The organism is Bradyrhizobium sp. MI1.3, from assembly GCF_055811695.1.
In genome coordinates, this window is sequence record NZ_JBVVPQ010000034.1 from 63,122 (window position 1) to 82,459 (window position 19,338).

The following is a 19,338-nucleotide window of genomic DNA, read 5'->3' on the forward strand; positions in this document are numbered from 1 at the left end:
TCGGCGGGTTGTCACCCCCTAAGCGAGGTGAGGATCACGGGGCGCCTCAACTGTTGCTTTTGCGTGCCGCCAGCGCCATGCCGATCAGCGTGGCGCCACCGAACAGCAGGTTGATGCCGACGAGGATGCCGATCGCCCATTCCGCCGAGCTCGGCAATCCCGTGATCACCATGAACGAGATCGCGATATCGACGAGGCCCGAGATAAGAAGCCACGACCAGCGGCCGCCCGGCTCGCGGCGGTGCTCCAGCGCGTACATGATGGTGGCGATGCCCTCGGCGAGGAAATAGGCGCCGAGCACGATGGTCAGCGTCAGCACGGCCTGCATCGGTCGCGCCAGCAGCAGCATGCCTGCGAGCACCGCGAGCGCGGCCGAGATCAGCGACCACCAGAAGCCCGGCGTGCTGCGCGCCCAATAGGTGGCGATCAATCCGCCGATGCCGCTGATCAGGAACATCCAGCCGAGGAAGATCGCAATCGCAAGGCTTGCGAGCGGCGGCAGGATCAACGCGGCAACGCCGAGCACTGCAAGCAGGATGCCTTCGAACAGGAAGGCCTTCCAATGTGCCTTGACCGTCCGGCTCATGGCGGATTGCAGCCGGGAAAAATCCTCAGGCGATGTCATGGGCGGGCTCCGGATCGACAGGTGTGTGCTCGATCCAGTCTAGTACGTGCACACCGCGCTTGCCATCCCGCGGCTCAGCCGCCGCCGTGCGCCGACGAAAAACCTTCGCCGCTGGTGCGGATGCGGTTGCGCCCGAGAACATAGATCGCGGTCGTGACGATCAGAAGTGCGAGGCCGAGCAGGATCGAGACCAGGCCGATCGGGATCAGGGCCAGGGTCAGATTGCGCTCGGGGTTGATGAGCCAGTGATGGATTGAGGTCAGCACGAAGGCGAGCCCGAGAAAGCCGACGCCGCCGCCCGCGAGCAGCAGCGCCCACATCCGGCGGAGCTGGCTGAGGCGCTCGCGCGCGACCTCGGTCCGGGGCGCGTGATGGCGCGCGACGCGCCGCACCAGGCGGATGGCGAAGGCGATCGAGCTGAAGCCGATCAGCAGGCTCGCGCCGCCCAACCACATCCGCAGCGTCGGATCGAGATCCGGCATGCGCTGGAGTGTGAGCAGCGGGAAGTCGAACGCCGAATGCAGGGCGAGCGGGCCTGCGAAGATCAGCAGCCGGCTGGAGAGACGGGCCCAGTCGCGATGATGGCGGTTCGCACCCAGCGCCGTGCCGGCGCGCGCGATGGTCAGATAGGCGCCGGCGATGATGCCGAGCGCGCCGTGGAATGGCACGGTCAGCACGCTGCGCAATGCAGCCAGCGAGCGCCACATCTCCGCGTGCTGGACGAGATAGGCGAGGTTCTCGTAGGCGGCGAAGCCCAGGCCGACCGCAGCGCCATAGACCACGGTGTCCATCGGATTGGCGAAGGTCCGCCGCTTGGTCGAGGCGACCAGCACGATCGCGATCACCTTGACCGCTTCCTCCGGCAGCGCGACGCCGAAGATCGAATGCATGGCCAGCGCCGCCCACGGGTTGTCCGGAGCCGCGACCATTTTGGCGAAAGGGGCGCGGGCCAGGCCCAGCAGCGAAATGCTGGCCGCGCCGAGCAGGAACGCGGTCCAGACCTGGGCCGGCGGTCCCGGGCGTTCCTCGGCGGCAATGACAAGCCACAGCATCAGCAGCGCCGGGGCAATGGCGGCCGTTCCGATGACGGTGGGTAAAGCTTCAATCAGGTACATCGGCGCCGAAAATAGGTTCCCTTGATCCGCTTATCCACATTGCCCGATGCGACCTTGTGTCATGCGCTTGCTGTCGCGTCGCTTAACAAGCGCGACAGCCTACGTTCATCAGGACGGTCGCCGAGGTGTAGAATATGGAGCGCAATCAATCGCATGACAGAACCACCTCGTCATTTCTGACAACGGTCGCGCGCCTGTCATCGGATCGCGATTGGTAAGTCAGATCAAGGCAATGTGCAGGTTTCTTCGATTCACGATGAACGTGTCGCCGCGGCAAGTCCAGAGCCGGGATTGCCCCGTGCGGGCTATGCACGGCCGGGCGACGGCCTAGTCACGCCTGGTCGCGCGGGATGGCGACGCGGTCCGGCGGGCCCGGAGTTGCTCCACCTCCCAGAAGGCGCGTATGAGGCACGTGCCGAGGCAGAGCACGATGAGCAACAGCAGAAGGCCTGATCGACGGCGGGGATGTGGGTCATGGCAATGATAAAGCAACCGCTATGCCACCGCGTTCCTTCCCGGCCTGCACCACGTGCAGGGCTGCCGCTCCCAAGCCCGCTTTGACTCAATGCGTGGTGAACGGCGGCGGTGCGTCGGGCGCCACGTCGAAAGCGCCGAGATGGAATTCCTCGCCGATGGACGCGTCCGGCTCGGAATGCTGCGCCATCAGCGTGAACGCTGCCTGCGGGTATTGCTTCCAGATATCGAGATCGCCGGCGGTGATGGTGAGCCAGCCGAAGGTGTACATGTAGCGTCCCGGCTCGGTGACCCGGCCGACCTTGTCCCAGGTGATCTTATCGACCGTGATCTTGTCGACTGCCATTCGGTCCCCCGATCGCAAGTCTGCAAATGATGCCCGGCACGAGGCGCGGACCTTCAAAAGCTTATCTCGAAATAGGGCTGCGATAGGGCGGCGAGGCCGGCGGTTCAGGCCGATTGCAGCATGGGCGAGCGGACGATCAGCCGGACGACGTCGTCCCGCGACTGCTTTTCCGCGAATTTGACAGCAAAGCCGTTTTCGAATTTGCGGATCACGCGCCCGACACAAGCGCCGACCGCAAGCGGAGTTCCCACTGGCGGATCGTATTCGCAGGATATGGCGACACCGGCCGTGGAGACGTCGATGATGAAGCAGGCATGGGTGTTGCCGTCGGCGAGCGTCAGGAAGGTGTGCGCGACCTGCGGAACGAAGCGCGCGTCATTCCGCAGCTCCTGGACACTGGCGTCCTTTTGCTTCTTCTCGAGCCAGGTCAGCTTTTCCGACATCCAGGCGCGCCGGGCCCGCGTCATGTCGAGCTCCATCAGGAAGCCCGATTTCAGCGTCGCGCTGATGGTGCACTGGAATTCGCCAAAGTCCTGGAAGTAGGAGGTCACGCGCTCGCCGACTTTGCCGACCACGGGAACGTCGACCATCATGCGGAACGGCGAGACGCGGCTGGTGCGGCAGGCGAAGGTCCGGAGCTTGCCCTCGCAATCGTACCAACGCGGCAGCGAGTAGCTGCCACTCACGGTGACTTGCACGGCACGCTGTCTGAGGAATTCTGCGACGGACATGGGCGCCAATCGTGGTTCGGAGGGTTCCGTAGTTCCACGGTAGCAATCAAATTCTAAGCAAATGATACCGGCGCTCACGAGCAGGGGTAAATTTTTGGTAAATGCGCCGGTCGAGACAGGCGGCATAGCGCCGCGATTATCAGTCCCGTGACCTCACGATCGCGTCATCCGAGCAGCACCAGCAGGGCCAGCACGCCAAGGGCCATGACGAGCTTGATCGTCGCGCAGGCCACGCTGCTCGGTCTTCTCTCAAATCCGAACCACGGCAATGAATGCTGCATCGCGCGCGTTGCGACTGCTTCGACGATGGCGAACAAAAGAGCGATTCCGGCGAGGAAGGACCACGATGTATCCGGAAGCATCCATGTCGAGAGCGACGCGGGAACGGACGCTTTCAGCGATGCCAGCAGCGCGAACCATCCGAACAGGGATACGAAGCCCTTGATGATTTCGGGCCCGATCGTGCCGGGCTCGATACGGATGCCGATCTTTCCAAGAGCGAGTTCGATGCGCTCGCCATCGCTGAAGAAGAGGAAGGCGCCGAGGTAGAGCGGAACGCGCGACTGAAACAGGAGTGCGATGATGCCGAACAGCACGGCGTAGCCGTAGGCGTCAGCGAGAATGTTCGTGCCGGCCGTAGGCGACGGCGCAGCCGTGGCCCGAGACAGCGATCTGGCGCGCGCCATGTGCTCCAGCATTCTGGCGCGCCGTTCCGGCGCGTAGGCTGCCGTCCGGTGGATCCATGGCGGCGGCGCCGGCGAGGCAATCCCGGCCTGGTCGTCCGAGGGAGATTTATGCTGCGCCATGGGCCTGCATCTGGTTCCGTCTGGACATTGGTCGGAGGCGAGGGGGAAGGAGGTTCATTGCGAGGGCGGCAGATTTCGCCGCGTCATCCAAACGTCCGGATGATGGCGCTCCCTAGCGGAATCGAACCGCTCTCTCCACCGTGAAAGGGTGGCGTCCTAACCGATAGACGAAGGGAGCAAACCCAGGGCCCCGCCGCTTTTCGCGGCACGGCCGCTGGCCGCCCGAGTCATGCCCGGCGGCTGCAGCGGGCGAACCTATAATGGCCTTTGGCGCCCTGGGCAAGCCGTTCGGGAACGGTCTTTTGGCACCGGTGGATAGCCTCCCGCCCCAGGATCAGTCGGGGCAAATTCAACGGTTTCTTAGGTTCCCTGAGCTAGCGCTGGACGGGGAGAATTTAAGCCGATGCCACCGCCCAAGAAGCGCGCAGCCCGCAAGTCGCTGTCGCAGCATGCCTGGATCACGCTCGAGGGCGGGTTCGCGGCGCGGCAATGCCTGGTCCAGGACATCTCCGCCACGGGCGCCAAGATCACGCTGGACGAGGATGCGAGCCAGCTCCCGGGCGTGATCCGGATGGCATTCGCACGCGATGCGCGGACCGGGCGGAGCTGCCAGGTGGTGTGGCGCCGCGGCAAATCGGCCGGCATCAAGTTCATCTGAAGCGACCCCCGATGGCGCGCGGCGCCGGTCCGGGCTAGAACGGCCCGCATGCGTGCGCCGCTCCTCATCCTGATCTCGTTGCTGACGACGTCCGCGGCCGCGGCGGAAGCCTTGCGTCTCCCGCCTGCGGAGCGCCCACAGGCCGGCAAGGACTTGCCGCTGAAGGGTGCCGGCGGGAGCGCGAAAGCGGGCTCTTGCGCCGCCTATGGCCGCGGCTTCCATCTGGTCGAGAGCACCGGCACCTGCGTCAAGATCGGCGGCTCGATCAGCATCGAGACCACGGTCAGGCGCTGACGTCGATGCCGCCGGACATCATGCGGCCCGAGATCATCGTCCCGTTCGTGATGTATTGCGCGCTGCTGTGGTGGGTCGGCCGCGGCCTGAGCTGGACCGCGCGGCTCGCCACCGCGGCCGTCACGCTCGTGCTGATTTTCTGCGTGCTGCTGTTCGAGCGCGGCTGGCCTTAAACAAAAAACGCGAAAACAACCCCATGCACAGTAGCCGCCACCTCCCGGCGGCGCGCGGCGAAGTGCGGATTCATCGTGCTCTCAACGGAGTTTAGGCCGCATCACCGCTCACGACATCGGCGGTGCCACAAATTGCGCAAAACCGGGCCGTTTGCCGAGCTCGGCGAGCCAGCGCGTCAGATGCGGCTGCGCGGGCCGGGTGATGCCCTCGACGCCGAGCCAGCGCCGCGCATAGGCGCCGATCGCAATGTCGGCGAGGGTGAACGCATCGCCGTCCATGAACGGACGCGTGGAGAGCAGACGGTCGGCGATGGCCCAGACCTCGGCGGCGGCATCCGCATCCTTCTGCAGCTGGATCATGTCGCGCTCGGCGGGCGGCGTGCGCACGAGGCCCCAGAACACCGGGCGGTCGACCGGCTGCACCATCGACAGCGTCCAGTCGAGCCAGCGGTCGACGCTGGCGCGCAGCTTCGGCGCCTCGGGATAGATTTGCGTGCCGCGCCCGTGCGCGAGGCAGAGATAGCGCATGATCGAATTGGATTCCCACAGCGTGAAGTCGCCCTCGACCAGCGTCGGGATCCGCGCATTGGGGTTCATCGCGAGATAGTCGGCCTCGCGGGTCTTGCCGAAGGCCATGCCGGCGTCGATGCGCTCGTAAGCCAGGCCGAGCTCGGCGAGGCACCACAGCACCTTCTGCACGTTGACCGAATTGGCGCGGCCCCAGATCGTCAGCTTTTGGTCCGGCACATCATCCTCCCCAAGCTTTTCTTGGTGTCGTAGCCCGGATGGAACGAAGCGCAATCCGGGGTGCTTCGGCAGCGTCAGTCCCGGACGACGCGTGCGCTCCACCCGACAAGCGCGGGTGATAGCGGAATCCACTGCGGCGAGCGACGCGCGATTGCGCCGATCCTCTCATGCAAAAGGTCCGCATGCAAAAAGCTCCGCCTGAGGCGGAGCTTTCGTGCAGGGTCAAGTTGGTCAGGCGATCAGCGGCCGAAGAACAGCCATAGCAAGATGATCACCGGGATCGGCACACCCAGCATCCACAACAAAATTCCGCGTCCCATCGCGTCCTCCTCCAATTGCATTGTCGAAGAGAGAACGCTGCTGGCACGGGCTTGTTCCAGCGGCGAGCCTACCAATGGCCGGTGTTCGGCATCGACGACCACGGCTCCTGCGGCGGCTTCGGGTCGCCCTTCTGCAACAGCTCGATCGAGTGCAGATCCGGCGAGCGGACGAAGGCCATGTTGCCGTCGCGCGGCGGGCGGTTGATAGTGACGCCCGCCTTCATCAGCTTCTCGCAGGTCGCGTAGATGTCGTCGACCTCATAGGCGAGATGGCCGAAGAAGCGATCCTCGCCATATTTTTCCTCGTCCCAATTCCAGGTGAGCTCGACCAGCGGCGCGCCGCGGCTCGATGGCTGCTTCTTGAGCGCCTCGAGATCGTCCGACGAGCACAGGAACACCAGCGTGAAACGCCCCTTGTCGTTCTCGATCCGCCGCACCTCCTTGAGCCCCAACGCATCCTGGTAAAACTTCAGCGCGACATCGAGATTGCGCACGCGCAGCATGGTGTGGAGGTATCGCATGGTTGTTGCTCCCTTGAACGGATGGGGTTTTGCTTTGGGCCGAGACGGCGGAGAAGGAGATAGCAGGAAATTGGGGGGAGGGGCAAAGGGTGGGTGCACGTGTGCGTGAGGGTGAAGCCCGCTGATGAAGCAAATCAGCCGGCGACTTCAATGCACTTTCACCGCAAATCCAGTGCCGCACACGCGCCACCGGCAACGTATGCGGGCCGGTCTGCTGCCGCGGCCTATTGCGCCGCGAGGCGCTTTCCGGCCTGCTCGATCGGCGGCATGAAGAGCGATACTGCGGTGCCTTCGGGGTCACGAAACTGGAACGTCTTGTTGCCCCATGGCATCGTTTTCAGCTCATGAACCAGGGTGACCTTGTCTTTCAGGCGCTCATACTCCGCATCGATGTCTTCAACCTGAAACTCGATCACGGCGGTGCGGTTTGCGCCGGGCTCGGCACTGTTTTCTTGCCAGAGCGCGACCGTCTCGGCAGCGCCGATTGCCAGGTTGGCGCCCGGCGTTACGATCTTGGCGAACACCGGCGCGAGCCATTCGGCGGAAACTCCGGTGACCATTTCATAGAACGAGACCATGATGTTGATGTCGGAGGCGATCAGGCGAGTGGAGGCGAACTTCATGGCATGTCCTTTGGTTGACCGCAGATTTGAGCGGCATCGCGGGGCTCGTCGCACACCGCTGCTGCCACCCTGATGTCAGCAGTCACGATGCCGTGCCGAGCGCGCGAACTACGGGCATGAATTGCGATGGCAATGCTGGACTGCGCCTCAAGTGAGACACGATGATCCCGGTGAAAGGGCTGGACTGCACCGTCACCGCAATTTTAGAGTCACATGGGCAGCGCGCCAGTTCGTTCGAGGCCTAAGCCCAGCCTCCAAGGAAGACGGGCCCCGTGATGACTCAACGCTTGGGCGTCCAGGTATCGAAGTTGCCGTCCTTCTTACCGACAGCTCTGGCCTTCTCAACCGAGATGCCGTCGCGGCAGGCGATGTAGGACTGAACCTGGGCGTTGGTCCCGGCTCGCTTCGCAACCCACATGTCACGCGTGAAGCCGTTCTTTGCCATGCAATCGAGCGCATGAGGGGTGCTGTTCGAGGCGGCGTGGGCGCCGATTGTTGACAGCAGCAATGCGGAAACAGCGATAATTGTTTTCATGAAATCTCCCAATGAAGCGCCTGTACAATAGCCGCCGTAAACAAAGCTACAAGGCGCTGTTGTCAGAACGCTCAACTTTCCAGATAGTCGATCGTTGGAGACTCTTCAGGTCGCTGGAGGTCGGGGCGTCGCGCCGGTCGACCGAAGGGGGACTCAATTGCAAGCTCCCGGGAGATATTGATGCGTTTTAGAACGGCACTTTTGGTTGCTTCACTCGTGGCGCCGTGGTGTGCGGCTCCGGACACGGCAAAGGCTGCGGGCAGCATGACGCTCTGCCTGCAGGCTGGCTTCTCGCAAGCCTGCTGCAAAGCCGAGGAAGCGAAGGGCGGTTTCAACGGTGACGGTGCCGATGCCTCTGCGCGCCGCTGGAATAGTCTTGCTATGTGCAAGAGCGGGAGTGCGCAGAAGATCAAGCGCTAGAAGACGAGCCCCTTCACGCGAAGCACCTCCACAGCGCTAACCGGGCCCTCAGAACGGTGATCCAAAACCGCGGAATTTGGCCACCTCACTCACGGGTGGACAGGCTTGTTTAGCCGTTGGCAGATGAACTCCTCGCGGAGATGACGCGACTAACCGCCATGGCCAATATTCTAGGCGAGCTTCTGTTCGCACTTATCCGCTCGATTGTTGCTGGATGGGCGTATGCGCTCTGGGTCAAACTGGCGACATGGCTCGAGCCGAAAATCCAACGGCGTTGGGTGAAGGTTGCCGTAGGAGGCCTCCTCGGCCTGGCAGCCTTTTTTATGATTCCGATACTGATGGGGCTGTTGGGCCTTTGAAGACAATGAAATCCGTTCTCATCCCCGCACTGGCAATCGGGGCGCCCGTCTCGACGGTGCTGCTCGTCATGGAGCAGCTCACCGACTACTCCATCGCTGTGATGGCATGGGAGATGCCGGGCATATCCGCAGCTTATCTTTTCTGGGGAGCTGTCGGCAGTTCCGTTTTCCTGGGCATCGCCATCACTTGGGCCGTGAATGCCATCGTTTACGGGGCGCCCGCCTTCGTCGTCCTCACGGTCGTCAAGCTGGCAATTCGCGGTTCGCCGAAGTGACCTGACAATGACGGTGATGCCAGATATCTACTTCTCGAGCCCGGCCTTCTGCCGCATCGTATCGATTAGCTCTGAGGCCTCTGCCTTGGTCAGATCCTTCTTGGGCAGCTCCTTGTGGGCCTGCTCGGCGAGGGTCTTGAGGTAAGATTCCTGGGCACCGGTCATCGGGTCGTCGCCGGAGACCCAATCCTTCGGATCCTTTTGGGTGTTGTCCGCCATCTTGTTGTCAGTCACGGCGATCTCTCCTTTTCAGGTTCAATGCCGGCTGACGCCTTTTGTTCCTTATTTGTTCGTGGCTGACCCATGACGCAGCAAGGGCCGCACTTGCCCCGATTCAGCGTCGGGAGATGATCACGGAACGGCCGGCAGCGATCGGCGTCTGCGCATGAGACCTATCTTGCGACTTGCCTTGCGCCCCCAATCGAGGATCGGTGCCTCAACCGCGACATGCAAGGCGGCGGCGAGACCGATGGAGAGCAGGATGCCGGCGATGATTGTCCCGACGATCGACAGACGCCACAGTCCGTCAAAGCTGGCGATCCATTTCACCACCAGATAATGGACGATATACAGCGCGTACGAAATCTTGCCGAGCCATTGCAGGATCGGTGAGAAGGATCGTCCTTCGGTCTCGACAGCGATCACAGCATGGATCAGCAATCCCGCACCTACGCCATAGGTCAGGACGCGCGCGAACTGCGCGTCGATCGCGCCGTGCACGAAAATCCAGTACCAGCCGGCCACGAACAGGCCCGCGGAAACGGCTGGGAAGTGGCGCGAAAAGCGCAATCGTCCGCTTCTCTGGAGATAGGCGATGACAACGCCGGCACCGAATTCCAGCACCAGCGGATGAAAGTAGATCCCGAACTCAAGGCCGAAGACGAGAGCAAGAATGACCAGGCCGAATCCAGCGAACAAGATCTCGAACAGCCGGTCCGGCTTGATCGCCAAGACGACCGCGACGGCGACATAGAAGTGCAGTTCGAAAGCCAGCGACCACGCCGGCCCGAGGTACCAATTCGGATATGTCCATGCGAAGATGGTTCCGAGGTCGAGAGCGGGGCGGTCGCCCGGCGCCAGCGCGATCCAGGAAGAGCTGATAAACGCCGCCAGCAACACCAGCCAATAGAGCGGAAAAATTCGGAGGGCCCGTCTGAAAGCGAAATCCAGCGGGTTGTGTTGTGCCGTCGCCGTGGTCGCGATGATGAAGCCGGAGATCACGAAGAAGATGTCGACGCCGCTCGCGAGAATCGTCAGCGCGCCCTCGGCGAGCTCGGGGCCGACCCTATCGGGTCGCGCACTGATTGCGTGTCCGCAGACCACCGACAGCGCAGCGACCCCGCGCATCGCCTGTATACCCGCGAAGATCCGCACCAAGCCCCGCCACGTTTATTGATACGCAATCTAGGCGAGAAACCCATTAAGGAACAGTTGCGCTGATGCGATAGAATGGCTGCTGGATGCGCTGGCGATGAGACATGCATCTCAAGGCGGATACATTTTGCTGAGCCTGTCATCGAAGGCACGACCATTGACGGCGTTGCCCTGCTATGCGGGTGCTTCTCAGCGGCGCCTGAGCAAGCGCCTCATCCTTCGAGACGACCGCTTCGCGGCCCCCACAGGATGAGGCTCAGCTGCATCCGTCTCCGTTGAAGTGCTGCCGCCTACTCATTCCTCATCCTGAGGGCCCGCCGCAGGCGGGCGTCTCGAAGGATGGCCGCAGTCGAGCTTCCAGCCACATGTTTCTTCATGTGCGAGAGTCCCGCACGCGACGGCGCGTGAATCGAAAAACCGCCCCCGATTGCCGGAGGCGGTTCTCGAAAATCTGGCCAGAGAATTATCGCGACCGATATTCGCTTCGCGCGAGACGCCCTAGTGACCGGTGCCGGGCTTGGTCGTCTTTGGCGGCTTGCCGTCTTCGATCCGGCCTTCGTTGCGCAAGTCGCGACCTTCCTGGGCCTTCTTCTGGCTCTCGCGGGATTTGCCGTGTTCGTTCATCTCTTCTTTGATGAATCCGGCGCCTTCCTTCACTTTACCTTCAACGCTCATGACGATCTCCCTTGCTGGAGATGGGGCAACTCGCGGCGAGACCTGACCGTTCCGGTGCGCGCACGATTGTGAGGCGTGCATTGGCGACAGGTTCCAAAAAGATCCGCGTCATGATGGGTCATGAAATGGCCGCGCCGCCTTGTGGGAAGCGACGCGGCCGGGAAGCAAGCCGTACAGGAAACCGGCTTACTTCATGTTGCTGCGGGTCCTGGTGCCGCCCTGGTCGCTGCCGGGGCCGGAGCCGCCTTGGCCGGAGGCGTCGGGCCTCACCATTCCGCCCTTGCCCATGCCGTCATGGCTCATGCCGGTGGTGCCGCTCCTCATCGTGCCCTTGTCCGTGTTGGTCATACCGGGCTTCTGCATGTTGTCGGTCTGCGCGGCGGGGCCGGTCTGGTTCTGCGCAAAGGCGGAGCCGCACATGAGGCCGAGGGCGGCGGTCGCAATGACGAGCTTCTTCATCTCAAACTCCTGGTTGGTTGTGTGGGCCAACGGGAGCGCAGAAACCGTGTTCCTAAAACAAGGTGTTCCGGAGTGCAAAAATTCTCGTCTGCAACGAGGGTACTTTCGGTTCTGATTGACTCAGAACCGCTCCGGATTGTTGTGACGCGTTTTCTTCGCGCGAACTTGAAAACGCCCTACGCCGCAAGCCGCTGGTCGGTCGGGCCCGTCAGGTGCTTGAGCACTTCCGCATGCTCCAGGTCGGGAACCGCAATGGCCGTGTGGCTGTAGCTCGCATGGGTTCGTGAGTTTGCAATCCGGTCCAGGATCTCGCCGCCCTTGATGACGTGGAGGCCCATGCCCTCTCCGGACGGGAAGATCGCGAGCACCACGTCATAAGCCGTGATGACGGCCCGAAGCGCTTCGGCCTTGTCTTCGGCAATTTCGACGAACACGCGAACATCGGCCGCGAGTTCACGCAGCTCGTTAAAATCCAACACTGTGGGGTACTCCAACGCAACGATACTGAGAGGAGCTTGGAGGCGTTAGGTTACTGAAGTCTCAACGGCCTATGCCCAGCCACAGGTTTATCGACCAGGCGCCCCCGTCAGGCCGATAGACGCGCGGGCGTTGCCGCCTGCTCGGCGATGCGCCGGCACGGGAAGGACATCTGGAGCGGGGAGGGACGAAGCGCGCCTCGTACCCATACGGGCGTCACGCGATACACGCGTGACTTATGCGCGCTTTACTTGGCGTATCCCTGGGAGCGGAGCCACGCGATCTTGCGGTCGCCGTTGATCCAGTCGTCGGCGTCTGCCTTGCTGGTGAAGCCCTTGATTTCGCGCTGTTCGCTGTCCGGGTAATCCGCCAGGATTTTCCAGTCGTTGTCTGCAATGCGGACGGTTTTGAAGGTCACTTTTGTTTTTGCCATGCCGCATTATGCAGGAGATGGCCGGAAAAGAGAACCTGCCTTGTGACGGTCACCGGTGTGGCCCGGGCGCAGACCTCGGGGGCCAGCCTGATCGGCTTTGCGCGGCCAGGTCCCCGAAAAGGCGAAAGCCCCGCCTGGGGGAAGCGGGGCTCTCCGATGGGGGTGAAGCTTGGGGACTTCAAAGAGTTAGACGCCTCCGGGAGAAAATGGTTCAACGCGAAAACGGCGAAGGCTGCGGCATCGTTCCCACGGCGTCCGGCCCCCCGCAGAACCCCTGCTTGCGTTTTGGGCGTCGATGGGTTCTAAGCCCCGTCACTTCATGAAAGTTGGCATGAATCAGAAGCGCGTTGCGCGGTTGGACCGCGTCCTGAGCAAAGCCTGCTCGCGCGCACAGAAGGAAATTCAGACATGGCGAAGATGACCAAGACTCAGTTGATTGATGCAATTGCCGAGGGCACGCAGCTGTCGAAGAACGACGTGAAGTCGGTCATCGAGTACATGGCGACCGTTGGCTACAAGGAGCTCAACGAGTCCGGCGAGTTCGTCATTCCCGGCTTCGTGAAGATGTCGGTGGTGAACAAGCCGGCGACAGAAGCCCGCATGGGCGTCAATCCCTTCACCAAGGAGCCGATGCAGTTCGCGGCGAAACCGGCGAGCAAGTCGGTGAAGGCCTCGCCGCTGAAGGTGGCCAAGGACTCCGTCTAAGGGCTCGCTAAGGGTTCGCATTTTCGTTGCGGCGGCTCCTTTTTGCGGAGTGCTGCCGCGGAGTGCTGCAATGACTGCTTGCTTGTGCTGAACCAATAAGGAACTCTGGGCGATCGTCAGGCTTTGCTTCCGAGAGGGAGAAATCACATGACTGGTCTCAGCGAAGTAGAGATTCGAAATCGGGCCTATCACCTCTGGAAAGAGGCCGGCGAGCCTGCGGGCACGATGGACACCTTCTGGTACGAGGCCGAAAAGGAGCTTCTCGCCGAGCGGACCAAGCAAGGCGAAGTGCCGCCTGGGATGACCGACAATCTGCCGGTCTGACTGCGATGGTCTAAGAGGCGAGCGTCGACAGTTCTCAAAGCAGCCACCCGGCGTAACGCCCGGGTGGCTGCTTTGCTGTTCGGGCCACCGCTTGGATGGCGACCGCCTTAAAGAAAAACCCCGGGCTTAGGGACCGGGGTTCTTCAAGCTGGCCGCCCGCGTCGCGACGTGCCGCCAGCACCACTGAATTCGGCTTGATAACGTGAGACGGGAAAATTCGTTCCGGCCGCTAGTCCGGCGACACGGACACGTCGATGATCGCCGGCGTATCGACCTTGCGCTCGCGCCAGACGACGAGATCGCATTTGGGATTGAGCCACTGATATTCGGAGCCGCGCGCCTTCAGGTGCGCGAGCGCTGCATCATGTGCGGCGGTCCGGTCCGGCGCTTCGACCATGATCTCCACGGTCTCCTCGATCTGACGCACCACCTCGACGGCGTAGAATTTTCTGGTCACGGTCCCTCGCTCCGGAATGACTAACGGGGAGGGCGATGGCGCGTTCCCCAAAAGAAAAACCCCGCGCTTTCGCATGGGGTCTTCTTGGCTGGCGACGATGGGATTTCAGCGCCTGGCCGCCGGCCGCGTTCTCGCACTTAAGGTTGAAAACCCAAAAAGCAACCGCGGCGGCGCGCGGAAGCCTGAGGCGATGTGGCCGGCGAATTTTGCGGGGAGGGGCTGGACTTTTTGTTCTTATTTTGTTCTAGTGGGGCATCCCTTTTGGCAGCGACATTGATTTGGAGGTGCCCATGACTGTCGAGAAACAACGCGAAGTGATCAGGCTCTGGAATCAACTCAGGAAACTCGACGGCCCGGCCGCGGAAGAACTCCGCATCCAGATCCTCGAATGCTTTTCGGAGAAAGATCTGTCGGGGAAGGGCACGGCGAAGCGAGCGGCGTGATGAGCGTCGCACTACGTTGATGATAACGGGCCATCTTCCCCCACCTTCACCGATCGTTAGGAATCGTTTTGCGCTGATTTCTCGACTCCGATTCGTTCCTTGCGAACGAAATGGAGTCGGATGCAGAACAAGCCGTGCCTTCTGTGTCGATGCGGGACACGCGCTTCCAAACCAAGCCAGCGTGATGCTTCGCACGGTCCCTCCCGCGTGTCCTCGCTACGAGATCAGGCGAAGGAGACGCGACATGGATGCGTGCTGGTTTCTTGAGATGTTCGCCGAGATCGCGAAAGTGTTTTGGTATGATCGGCATCCGCGCTTGCGCAAAGGCAGGCCGTCGGTGCCGCAGGTGTCGCCGCGGTCGAAATCCCAAGACGCGATGTGAGTGCGCGATCGTTGGCGACTGCGCTCGTTTGTGTGCAAACGAAATGTTAAGATTTGCTTCGCGTCGATTTCTGCGATTCCGATTCGCTCTTCGAGAACGAAAGGCGGGCGAAGCTGGAACAAAGCCGGATGGCGGATCGCCAGAAGCTCCGCAGCCTCGGCTTTCGCGCGGGCTTGAGGCGGCTCGCCGACTTCTGGAGACGCTTCGCGCACTCCTAACGGAAGCTTGCCGCGAAGCCGATAACCGTATTCGGTTAGGTTAAAAGCGCGATCGCATTGCGCTTGCCGCTGCTTGGGATAGGTGTGTCTGGCGACGTCTGGAAACGACTTTGCCAACAAGCAATTTTGCCAAGAACGAATTCATGACACCTTTTTCAGAACCGAGCTTTTATCAGGGCGACCGCCACACCTATCGGCGCGTTGCCATCGTCGGCACGCTGTTCTGTCTGGCTTTCGTGGTGATCAGCGTCTCGCTGCGGCCACAGCTCGAGGAGACGCGTGTCGCGGTCAAAGCCGACAGGCTGATGCGCACGGCGGGCCAGCCACCGCACACGAATTAACGGTCCTCGCCGGAGATCTGATGGTCGGCGCAATTGCCTGGGCAGGCGGTGCCCCGCGAGGCGAGCGCCACGAAGCCGGCATAGCCGGACAGGTTGAGCAGGACTTCGAGCCAAACGGGCATGTCGGCCTCTTTTCTCCCTGAAGGCTACGCCAACGTGCGCGCGAAGCGCATGTTCCCGGACAAGAAGGCGCCGCGCCTCAAAGCGGGGTGGTGGGGTCGAGCCGCCGGCCGAGGACGCCTACGGACTCGCTCGACGGCTGCTCCTTAAGGAACTCGGCAATAGCCCGCGCCAGTTCGCCGTCGCTCATCGGCGTCGATGGCGGGCGCAGCGTGCCGACACCGAAACTGCGGACGATCTCGTCGTAATGCTGATCGCCGGATTTGGGAACGAGCCTCCGGATACGGGCCAGCAGCGTGGATATCGGCACTTTAGCCTCCTAGGCGCTCCCCGCTGGCAGCAATTGGGCTGCGTTGCCAATTTGCTGTCCGTGAAACTGAAAACCCCGCCAGCATTGGTGATGCTGACGGGGTCTTCGTGCTGTTGCCTCAACCGGATGGCAGAGGCATCCGCACTTGCACAAACAATTCGCGGAACGCGCGCCTGTTCCATGCGTGGCCGGATTTATTCCGAGCTCGGTTCCACAAGCTTGCGCGCAACCATCGCAACGCGCCGGCGTTGTCCATCCGAGATACGAAGGAGGAGATTCATGATGAGGAAGACACTGGCAGTTCTGGCTACCGTTGCAGCCGTCGGCCTGACCGCGGTTGCGGCGCCTGCGCCCGCCGAGGCGCGCGGCCGCGGTATCGGTCCGGGCCTCGCATTCGGCCTCGCCGCCGGCGCCATCACCGCGGGCGCCGTCGCCGCGTCGCATCCTTACGGCTATGGCTACGGCTACGGCCCGGGTTATGGCTACTATGGCGGCCCGGCCTATGCTTACGGCCCCGGTCCGTACGCCTATTACGGCGATGGACCGTACTACCGCCGCCACCATTATTACCGTCACTGGTAACGCCTGAACAAATGAAAAGCCCGGAGCAATGCTCCGGGCTTTTTTCATGCTCGGTGATCTGGTGTCGTTACGGCCAGAGCGAGGGCCGTTCCACCTTGCGCGCGTTGTCGAGCGTCGACACGAAATACTCTTCACGTTCGCGCTTGAATTTTTCCTGCGTGGCACGGAAGGCGGCGACACGGGCGGCGATCTCTTCGCGTTCGCGGATTTTGCGTTGTTCGTCCTCGGTCATGTCAAATCCCCTCTGCACGTGAGTATGTGTCCTACTGAACTCAAGCACTGCCGCCGCAATCACGTTGAGTCGCGTCAACACATGCATTGGCGCTTCTGATTGGGGCGTCAGTGGGGAGGAGGCATTGCAGGATTGTGATAAGCGAGGGTCGGAAAAAATTGCCGACCGTGCCTTGCGCGGCAGTGGATAACAGCGTCAATAATCTTGTCGCTTGCGCATGTTGCAGCTAGCGCAAAAACAAATCACCAACCGATCAGCAGAACCAATCGGCCAAACCAATCGGCAAAGCAAAACGGGAGGCCGCGTTGATTGCATCGGATCTTCGCAGCGGCGTCGAGCGTCTCGGCGACATGATCGCCGAAGCCAAACGGATCGTGCCGTTCACCGGCGCCGGCATCTCGACCGAATGCGGCATCCCCGACTTCCGCTCGCCGGGCGGAATTTGGACGCGCAACCGCCCGATCCCGTTCGACGAGTTCGTCGCCAGCCAAGAGGCGCGCGACGAATCCTGGCGCCGGCGCTTCGCGATGGAGGAGGTCTTTGCGGCGGCCAGGCCCGGCCGCGGCCATCGCGCGCTCGCCTCACTCTACCGCGCCGGCAAGGTTCCCGCGATCATCACCCAGAACATCGACAATCTGCACCAGGCCTCCGGCGTCGCGAGCGACCACGTCATCGAACTTCACGGCAACACCACGTATGCGCGCTGCATCGGATGCGGGCAGGCCTATCCGCTTGATTGGGTGAAGCGCCGCTTCGACGAGGAGGGCGCCGCGCCCAACTGTCCCGTGTGCGACGAGCCGGTGAAGACCGCCACGATCTCCTTCGGCCAGACGATGCCCGAGGATGAAATGCAGCGCGCCACCGCGCTGTCGCAAGACTGCGACCTCTTCATCGCGATCGGTTCCTCGCTGGTGGTATGGCCGGCCGCGGGCTTTCCGATGATGGCGAAGGAAGCAGGTGCACGCCTGGTAATCATCAATCGCGAGTCCACCGAGCAGGACGACGTCGCCGATCTCGTGATCCGCCACGACATCGGCGAAACGCTCGGGCCCTTTGTCGGTAATTGAGGCAGCAATTTGATTCGCGGCTGTGCAAGCTGTTCATAGGTTCCGGCGAATCTCTTTTTTGTCTATGCGTCGCAACCGGGAGTGTTATCTTTTGAGTCGAAAGATTCGCGTCGCGTCGAGTTGAGAAGATTCTCTAAAGACGCGTGATTCGGCGCCGCCATTCAGGCGGGTTGCATGGCATGTGTGGGGTCCGGGGTTATGGGGTCGTCCGACGGATTTGAGTCCAAGAAGGTCGGAGTTCCCGCGGTGGGTGAACACGGCGGTGGCGGTCGCGACAGCGCTCTCAGTCCATTCACCGGACTTGGTGAGAGCAGCGCCAACCTCGTCGAGGTTCACGGCGTCATCAAATGGTTCGACGCCTCAAAGGGCTACGGCTTCATCGTTCCCGACAATGGCTGGCCCGACGTGCTCCTGCACGTTACCGTGCTTAGGCGCGATGGCTTCCAGACCGCCTACGAGGGCGCCCGCATCGTCGTCGAGTGCATCCAGCGGGCCAAGGGCTACCAGGCGTTCCGCGTCGTCTCGATGGACGAGTCGACTGCGATCCATCCGGCGCAGATGCTGCCGCCGCGCACCCATGTCACGGTGACGGCGACCAGCGGGCTGGAGCGAGCCCAGGTCAAATGGTTCAACCGGCTGCGCGGTTTCGGCTTCCTGACCTGCGGCGAGGGCACGCCCGACATCTTCGTGCACATGGAGACGCTGCGCCGCTTCGGCATGACCGAGTTGCGGCCCGGCCAGTATGTGCTGGTCCGCTTCGGGCCCGGCTCCAAGGGCATGATGGCGGCAGAGATCCATCCCGAGACGGGATCGCCGGTCTCGTCCCACTAATTCTATTCCCGCGATCGTGAGCAGAGGCGCGCTGGCTGACCGGCGCGCCTCTGGCTTTTCCGGCGATCGCCACGTAAGGACTGGTCCAGTCCCACGCCTCGAGAGCCATCCATGAATTTCGATCGAAAGGCCGTCTTCGCCGTTGCGAAGGGCTGGCTCGCCGCCATCCTCGTCATCGCCGGCTGTGCCGTCGCGAGCGCCCCCGTCCGCGCCGCCAGTTTCCAGCCGCTCGAGATCGTCACCAAAAACGGCGTGCAGGTGTTCTCGGTCGAGATCGCGACGACCGAGGAGGAGAAGCAGACCGGCCTGATGTACCGCAAGGAACTGGCGGACGGCAAAGGCATGCTGTTCGACTTCAATCCCGAGCAAGAGGTGTCGATGTGGATGAAGAACACCTATGTCTCGCTCGACATGATCTTCATTCGCGCCGACGGCCGAATCCTGCGCATCGCCGAAAATACCGAGCCGATGTCGACAAAAATCATCTCATCCAGGGGGCCCGCGCGGGCTGTTCTGGAGGTGGTGGCAGGGACGGCGCAGAAATATGGCATCCGCGCCGGCGACCGCGTCGGCCACCCGCTGTTCGGCAGCAAGTAGGCGGGTCAAGGGGCTATTGGCAAGGCTATTGCCCCCGTCCTGAGGTCTTTTGGGAAGCTTGCTGGTGCCGTTGGAAGGCTTGCTGGCGCTTTGGGAAGCGTGTATCGACGGGGCTCGCCGGACATTCGGGGTATAGCGCAGCCTGGTAGCGCGGCAGTTTTGGGTACTGCAGGTCGTTGGTTCGAATCCAGCTGCCCCGACCAATTAACCCTTGTCCAGACCGGAGACATAGGTAACAGGTCGTACCTAAGACATGGGTGACAACCTCGTGCCGAACGGGTTGTCGAGG

Annotated in this window: 35 protein-coding genes and 2 tRNA genes; 15 read left to right on the forward strand and 22 right to left on the reverse strand. The window is 62.2% G+C overall.

Annotated features, from left to right (window positions below):
• Positions 1-46: 46 nt before the first annotated feature.
• From AC0L3A_RS23850 to AC0L3A_RS23875, 6 genes are all read right to left on the reverse strand, one after another.
• A complete protein-coding gene (locus tag AC0L3A_RS23850; RefSeq protein WP_007591421.1) occupies positions 47-625 on the reverse strand; it encodes an HdeD family acid-resistance protein in 579 nt (192 codons plus the stop codon).
• Between the two features lie 74 nt (positions 626-699).
• On the reverse strand, positions 700-1,740 hold the full coding sequence (locus tag AC0L3A_RS23855; RefSeq protein ID WP_007591420.1) for a PrsW family glutamic-type intramembrane protease: 1,041 nt from the start codon (positions 1,738-1,740) through the stop codon (positions 700-702).
• Positions 1,741-2,302: 562 nt separating this feature from the next.
• Positions 2,303-2,560: a hypothetical protein gene (locus tag AC0L3A_RS23860; protein WP_007591419.1), complete on the reverse strand. Its 258-nt coding sequence runs from the start codon at positions 2,558-2,560 to the stop codon at positions 2,303-2,305.
• A gap of 104 nt (positions 2,561-2,664) precedes the next feature.
• Positions 2,665-3,291 carry a pilus assembly protein PilZ gene (locus AC0L3A_RS23865; RefSeq protein WP_007591418.1) on the reverse strand — a complete coding sequence of 209 codons (627 nt, stop codon included), beginning with the start codon at positions 3,289-3,291 and terminating at the stop codon, positions 2,665-2,667.
• A gap of 164 nt (positions 3,292-3,455) precedes the next feature.
• Positions 3,456-4,097: a hypothetical protein gene (locus tag AC0L3A_RS23870; protein WP_219680240.1), complete on the reverse strand. Its 642-nt coding sequence runs from the start codon at positions 4,095-4,097 to the stop codon at positions 3,456-3,458.
• 103 nt (positions 4,098-4,200) lie between these two features.
• Positions 4,201-4,275, reverse strand: a tRNA-Glu gene (locus AC0L3A_RS23875).
• Between the two features lie 225 nt (positions 4,276-4,500).
• Here AC0L3A_RS23875 and AC0L3A_RS23880 point away from each other — a divergent pair.
• From AC0L3A_RS23880 to AC0L3A_RS23890, 3 genes are read left to right on the forward strand one after another with little or no spacing between them, the layout of a single operon-like run.
• Positions 4,501-4,755, forward strand: a complete 255-nt coding sequence (locus AC0L3A_RS23880; protein ID WP_007610106.1) for a PilZ domain-containing protein — start codon at positions 4,501-4,503, stop codon at positions 4,753-4,755.
• Between the two features lie 48 nt (positions 4,756-4,803).
• Positions 4,804-5,049 carry a hypothetical protein gene (locus AC0L3A_RS23885; protein WP_007591413.1) on the forward strand — a complete coding sequence of 82 codons (246 nt, stop codon included), beginning with the start codon at positions 4,804-4,806 and terminating at the stop codon, positions 5,047-5,049.
• A gap of 5 nt (positions 5,050-5,054) precedes the next feature.
• Complete coding sequence (locus tag AC0L3A_RS23890; protein WP_007591410.1) at positions 5,055-5,222, forward strand: hypothetical protein; 168 nt, start codon at positions 5,055-5,057, stop codon at positions 5,220-5,222.
• Between the two features lie 108 nt (positions 5,223-5,330).
• Here the strand turns inward: AC0L3A_RS23890 and AC0L3A_RS23895 are convergent, their stop codons facing one another.
• The 5 genes from AC0L3A_RS23895 to AC0L3A_RS23915 form a co-directional block, all read right to left on the reverse strand.
• Positions 5,331-5,969: a glutathione S-transferase family protein gene (locus tag AC0L3A_RS23895; protein ID WP_007591409.1), complete on the reverse strand. Its 639-nt coding sequence runs from the start codon at positions 5,967-5,969 to the stop codon at positions 5,331-5,333.
• A 239-nt stretch (positions 5,970-6,208) separates the two neighbouring features.
• Complete coding sequence (locus AC0L3A_RS23900) at positions 6,209-6,391, reverse strand: hypothetical protein (RefSeq protein WP_157158543.1); 183 nt, start codon at positions 6,389-6,391, stop codon at positions 6,209-6,211.
• Positions 6,358-6,810, reverse strand: coding sequence for a VOC family protein (locus AC0L3A_RS23905; RefSeq protein WP_219680237.1), 453 nt, complete (start codon positions 6,808-6,810; stop codon positions 6,358-6,360). The genes AC0L3A_RS23900 and AC0L3A_RS23905 overlap by 34 nt, the downstream gene beginning before the upstream one ends.
• Positions 6,811-7,034: 224 nt before the next feature.
• Positions 7,035-7,433 carry a VOC family protein gene (locus AC0L3A_RS23910; RefSeq protein ID WP_007591406.1) on the reverse strand — a complete coding sequence of 133 codons (399 nt, stop codon included), beginning with the start codon at positions 7,431-7,433 and terminating at the stop codon, positions 7,035-7,037.
• Between the two features lie 280 nt (positions 7,434-7,713).
• Entirely contained in the window at positions 7,714-7,968 is a 255-nt protein-coding gene (locus AC0L3A_RS23915) for a hypothetical protein (RefSeq protein ID WP_007591405.1), read from the reverse strand.
• 180 nt (positions 7,969-8,148) lie between these two features.
• Between AC0L3A_RS23915 and AC0L3A_RS23920 the strand changes: the two genes are divergently transcribed.
• The 3 genes from AC0L3A_RS23920 (at position 8,149) to AC0L3A_RS23930 (ending at position 9,022) form a co-directional block, all read left to right on the forward strand.
• On the forward strand, positions 8,149-8,388 hold the full coding sequence (locus AC0L3A_RS23920) for a hypothetical protein (RefSeq protein WP_007591404.1): 240 nt from the start codon (positions 8,149-8,151) through the stop codon (positions 8,386-8,388).
• Positions 8,389-8,504: 116 nt separating this feature from the next.
• Positions 8,505-8,747, forward strand: coding sequence for a hypothetical protein (locus tag AC0L3A_RS23925; protein WP_245285858.1), 243 nt, complete (start codon positions 8,505-8,507; stop codon positions 8,745-8,747).
• A 5-nt stretch (positions 8,748-8,752) separates the two neighbouring features.
• Entirely contained in the window at positions 8,753-9,022 is a 270-nt protein-coding gene (locus AC0L3A_RS23930; protein WP_219680235.1) for a hypothetical protein, read from the forward strand.
• Positions 9,023-9,049: 27 nt separating this feature from the next.
• Here the strand turns inward: AC0L3A_RS23930 and AC0L3A_RS23935 are convergent, their stop codons facing one another.
• The 6 genes from AC0L3A_RS23935 to AC0L3A_RS23960 form a co-directional block, all read right to left on the reverse strand.
• Positions 9,050-9,241 carry a DUF3072 domain-containing protein gene (locus AC0L3A_RS23935; protein WP_219680320.1) on the reverse strand — a complete coding sequence of 64 codons (192 nt, stop codon included), beginning with the start codon at positions 9,239-9,241 and terminating at the stop codon, positions 9,050-9,052.
• 132 nt (positions 9,242-9,373) lie between these two features.
• On the reverse strand, positions 9,374-10,396 hold the full coding sequence (locus AC0L3A_RS23940; protein WP_311985791.1) for an acyltransferase family protein: 1,023 nt from the start codon (positions 10,394-10,396) through the stop codon (positions 9,374-9,376).
• A 498-nt stretch (positions 10,397-10,894) separates the two neighbouring features.
• Positions 10,895-11,071: a hypothetical protein gene (locus AC0L3A_RS23945; protein WP_007591393.1), complete on the reverse strand. Its 177-nt coding sequence runs from the start codon at positions 11,069-11,071 to the stop codon at positions 10,895-10,897.
• Positions 11,072-11,257: 186 nt separating this feature from the next.
• A complete protein-coding gene (locus tag AC0L3A_RS23950; RefSeq protein WP_007591383.1) occupies positions 11,258-11,530 on the reverse strand; it encodes a hypothetical protein in 273 nt (90 codons plus the stop codon).
• Positions 11,531-11,706: 176 nt separating this feature from the next.
• Complete coding sequence (locus AC0L3A_RS23955; RefSeq protein WP_219680230.1) at positions 11,707-12,009, reverse strand: hypothetical protein; 303 nt, start codon at positions 12,007-12,009, stop codon at positions 11,707-11,709.
• Positions 12,010-12,254: 245 nt separating this feature from the next.
• Positions 12,255-12,440 carry a hypothetical protein gene (locus tag AC0L3A_RS23960; protein WP_007591378.1) on the reverse strand — a complete coding sequence of 62 codons (186 nt, stop codon included), beginning with the start codon at positions 12,438-12,440 and terminating at the stop codon, positions 12,255-12,257.
• Between the two features lie 408 nt (positions 12,441-12,848).
• Between AC0L3A_RS23960 and AC0L3A_RS23965 the strand changes: the two genes are divergently transcribed.
• Together AC0L3A_RS23965 and AC0L3A_RS23970 are read left to right on the forward strand one after the other, a co-directional pair.
• Positions 12,849-13,145, forward strand: coding sequence for an HU family DNA-binding protein (locus AC0L3A_RS23965; RefSeq protein ID WP_007591377.1), 297 nt, complete (start codon positions 12,849-12,851; stop codon positions 13,143-13,145).
• A 147-nt stretch (positions 13,146-13,292) separates the two neighbouring features.
• Positions 13,293-13,469, forward strand: coding sequence for a DUF2934 domain-containing protein (locus AC0L3A_RS23970; protein ID WP_106943511.1), 177 nt, complete (start codon positions 13,293-13,295; stop codon positions 13,467-13,469).
• A 229-nt stretch (positions 13,470-13,698) separates the two neighbouring features.
• Here the strand turns inward: AC0L3A_RS23970 and AC0L3A_RS23975 are convergent, their stop codons facing one another.
• Entirely contained in the window at positions 13,699-13,926 is a 228-nt protein-coding gene (locus tag AC0L3A_RS23975) for a hypothetical protein (protein WP_219680227.1), read from the reverse strand.
• A 290-nt stretch (positions 13,927-14,216) separates the two neighbouring features.
• Here AC0L3A_RS23975 and AC0L3A_RS23980 point away from each other — a divergent pair, with 290 nt between their 5' ends.
• Positions 14,217-14,369, forward strand: a complete 153-nt coding sequence (locus AC0L3A_RS23980) for a hypothetical protein (RefSeq protein WP_219680224.1) — start codon at positions 14,217-14,219, stop codon at positions 14,367-14,369.
• Between the two features lie 216 nt (positions 14,370-14,585).
• Here the strand turns inward: AC0L3A_RS23980 and AC0L3A_RS23985 are convergent, their stop codons facing one another.
• Positions 14,586-15,089, reverse strand: a complete 504-nt coding sequence (locus AC0L3A_RS23985; RefSeq protein WP_219680221.1) for a hypothetical protein — start codon at positions 15,087-15,089, stop codon at positions 14,586-14,588.
• 23 nt (positions 15,090-15,112) lie between these two features.
• Between AC0L3A_RS23985 and AC0L3A_RS23990 the strand changes: the two genes are divergently transcribed.
• Complete coding sequence (locus AC0L3A_RS23990; protein WP_007591364.1) at positions 15,113-15,310, forward strand: hypothetical protein; 198 nt, start codon at positions 15,113-15,115, stop codon at positions 15,308-15,310.
• Here AC0L3A_RS23990 and AC0L3A_RS23995 read toward each other — a convergent pair.
• Positions 15,307-15,432 carry a hypothetical protein gene (locus tag AC0L3A_RS23995; protein WP_007591362.1) on the reverse strand — a complete coding sequence of 42 codons (126 nt, stop codon included), beginning with the start codon at positions 15,430-15,432 and terminating at the stop codon, positions 15,307-15,309. The genes AC0L3A_RS23990 and AC0L3A_RS23995 overlap by 4 nt on opposite strands.
• A 77-nt stretch (positions 15,433-15,509) precedes the next feature.
• Complete coding sequence (locus AC0L3A_RS24000) at positions 15,510-15,740, reverse strand: hypothetical protein (RefSeq protein WP_007591360.1); 231 nt, start codon at positions 15,738-15,740, stop codon at positions 15,510-15,512.
• Between the two features lie 282 nt (positions 15,741-16,022).
• Here AC0L3A_RS24000 and AC0L3A_RS24005 point away from each other — a divergent pair, with 282 nt between their 5' ends.
• Positions 16,023-16,322, forward strand: coding sequence for a hypothetical protein (locus tag AC0L3A_RS24005; protein ID WP_035992730.1), 300 nt, complete (start codon positions 16,023-16,025; stop codon positions 16,320-16,322).
• A gap of 67 nt (positions 16,323-16,389) precedes the next feature.
• Here AC0L3A_RS24005 and AC0L3A_RS24010 read toward each other — a convergent pair whose 3' ends face one another.
• A complete protein-coding gene (locus AC0L3A_RS24010; protein ID WP_015686271.1) occupies positions 16,390-16,554 on the reverse strand; it encodes a hypothetical protein in 165 nt (54 codons plus the stop codon).
• Positions 16,555-16,859: 305 nt separating this feature from the next.
• Between AC0L3A_RS24010 and AC0L3A_RS24015 the strand changes: the two genes are divergently transcribed.
• The 4 genes from AC0L3A_RS24015 (at position 16,860) to AC0L3A_RS24030 (ending at position 19,252) form a co-directional block, all read left to right on the forward strand.
• On the forward strand, positions 16,860-17,621 hold the full coding sequence (locus AC0L3A_RS24015) for an SIR2 family NAD-dependent protein deacylase (RefSeq protein ID WP_007591358.1): 762 nt from the start codon (positions 16,860-16,862) through the stop codon (positions 17,619-17,621).
• Between the two features lie 198 nt (positions 17,622-17,819).
• Entirely contained in the window at positions 17,820-18,452 is a 633-nt protein-coding gene (locus AC0L3A_RS24020; protein WP_018457757.1) for a cold-shock protein, read from the forward strand.
• Positions 18,453-18,563: 111 nt separating this feature from the next.
• Positions 18,564-19,049: a DUF192 domain-containing protein gene (locus AC0L3A_RS24025; RefSeq protein ID WP_007591354.1), complete on the forward strand. Its 486-nt coding sequence runs from the start codon at positions 18,564-18,566 to the stop codon at positions 19,047-19,049.
• A gap of 126 nt (positions 19,050-19,175) precedes the next feature.
• Positions 19,176-19,252: transfer RNA gene (locus AC0L3A_RS24030), tRNA-Pro, on the forward strand.
• The last annotated feature ends 86 nt before the right edge of the window (positions 19,253-19,338 follow it).

What these genes read in the sequence shown, in the direction of transcription:
- AC0L3A_RS23960 (WP_007591378.1), bottom strand. Translation starts at nt 12,440, where the DNA reads ATGGCAAAAACAAAAGTGACCTTCAAAACCGTCCGCATTGCAGACAAC.
- AC0L3A_RS24020 (WP_018457757.1), top strand. Translation starts at nt 17,820, where the DNA reads ATGGGGTCGTCCGACGGATTTGAGTCCAAGAAGGTCGGAGTTCCCGCG.
- AC0L3A_RS23915 (WP_007591405.1), bottom strand. Translation starts at nt 7,968, where the DNA reads ATGAAAACAATTATCGCTGTTTCCGCATTGCTGCTGTCAACAATCGGC.
- AC0L3A_RS23910 (WP_007591406.1), bottom strand. Translation starts at nt 7,433, where the DNA reads ATGAAGTTCGCCTCCACTCGCCTGATCGCCTCCGACATCAACATCATG.
- AC0L3A_RS24025 (WP_007591354.1), top strand. Translation starts at nt 18,564, where the DNA reads ATGAATTTCGATCGAAAGGCCGTCTTCGCCGTTGCGAAGGGCTGGCTC.
- AC0L3A_RS23860 (WP_007591419.1), bottom strand. Translation starts at nt 2,560, where the DNA reads ATGGCAGTCGACAAGATCACGGTCGATAAGATCACCTGGGACAAGGTC.
- AC0L3A_RS23890 (WP_007591410.1), top strand. Translation starts at nt 5,055, where the DNA reads ATGCCGCCGGACATCATGCGGCCCGAGATCATCGTCCCGTTCGTGATG.
- AC0L3A_RS23945 (WP_007591393.1), bottom strand. Translation starts at nt 11,071, where the DNA reads ATGAGCGTTGAAGGTAAAGTGAAGGAAGGCGCCGGATTCATCAAAGAA.
- AC0L3A_RS24005 (WP_035992730.1), top strand. Translation starts at nt 16,023, where the DNA reads ATGAGGAAGACACTGGCAGTTCTGGCTACCGTTGCAGCCGTCGGCCTG.
- AC0L3A_RS23880 (WP_007610106.1), top strand. Translation starts at nt 4,501, where the DNA reads ATGCCACCGCCCAAGAAGCGCGCAGCCCGCAAGTCGCTGTCGCAGCAT.
- AC0L3A_RS23855 (WP_007591420.1), bottom strand. Translation starts at nt 1,740, where the DNA reads ATGTACCTGATTGAAGCTTTACCCACCGTCATCGGAACGGCCGCCATT.
- AC0L3A_RS23920 (WP_007591404.1), top strand. Translation starts at nt 8,149, where the DNA reads ATGCGTTTTAGAACGGCACTTTTGGTTGCTTCACTCGTGGCGCCGTGG.
- AC0L3A_RS23990 (WP_007591364.1), top strand. Translation starts at nt 15,113, where the DNA reads ATGACACCTTTTTCAGAACCGAGCTTTTATCAGGGCGACCGCCACACC.
- AC0L3A_RS23850 (WP_007591421.1), bottom strand. Translation starts at nt 625, where the DNA reads ATGACATCGCCTGAGGATTTTTCCCGGCTGCAATCCGCCATGAGCCGG.
- AC0L3A_RS23865 (WP_007591418.1), bottom strand. Translation starts at nt 3,291, where the DNA reads ATGTCCGTCGCAGAATTCCTCAGACAGCGTGCCGTGCAAGTCACCGTG.
- AC0L3A_RS23995 (WP_007591362.1), bottom strand. Translation starts at nt 15,432, where the DNA reads ATGCCCGTTTGGCTCGAAGTCCTGCTCAACCTGTCCGGCTATGCCGGC.
- AC0L3A_RS23950 (WP_007591383.1), bottom strand. Translation starts at nt 11,530, where the DNA reads ATGAAGAAGCTCGTCATTGCGACCGCCGCCCTCGGCCTCATGTGCGGC.
- AC0L3A_RS23905 (WP_219680237.1), bottom strand. Translation starts at nt 6,810, where the DNA reads ATGCGATACCTCCACACCATGCTGCGCGTGCGCAATCTCGATGTCGCG.
- AC0L3A_RS23980 (WP_219680224.1), top strand. Translation starts at nt 14,217, where the DNA reads ATGACTGTCGAGAAACAACGCGAAGTGATCAGGCTCTGGAATCAACTC.
- AC0L3A_RS23935 (WP_219680320.1), bottom strand. Translation starts at nt 9,241, where the DNA reads ATGGCGGACAACACCCAAAAGGATCCGAAGGATTGGGTCTCCGGCGAC.
- AC0L3A_RS24010 (WP_015686271.1), bottom strand. Translation starts at nt 16,554, where the DNA reads ATGACCGAGGACGAACAACGCAAAATCCGCGAACGCGAAGAGATCGCC.
- AC0L3A_RS23970 (WP_106943511.1), top strand. Translation starts at nt 13,293, where the DNA reads ATGACTGGTCTCAGCGAAGTAGAGATTCGAAATCGGGCCTATCACCTC.
- AC0L3A_RS23885 (WP_007591413.1), top strand. Translation starts at nt 4,804, where the DNA reads ATGCGTGCGCCGCTCCTCATCCTGATCTCGTTGCTGACGACGTCCGCG.
- AC0L3A_RS23965 (WP_007591377.1), top strand. Translation starts at nt 12,849, where the DNA reads ATGGCGAAGATGACCAAGACTCAGTTGATTGATGCAATTGCCGAGGGC.
- AC0L3A_RS23930 (WP_219680235.1), top strand. Translation starts at nt 8,753, where the DNA reads ATGAAATCCGTTCTCATCCCCGCACTGGCAATCGGGGCGCCCGTCTCG.
- AC0L3A_RS23870 (WP_219680240.1), bottom strand. Translation starts at nt 4,097, where the DNA reads ATGGCGCAGCATAAATCTCCCTCGGACGACCAGGCCGGGATTGCCTCG.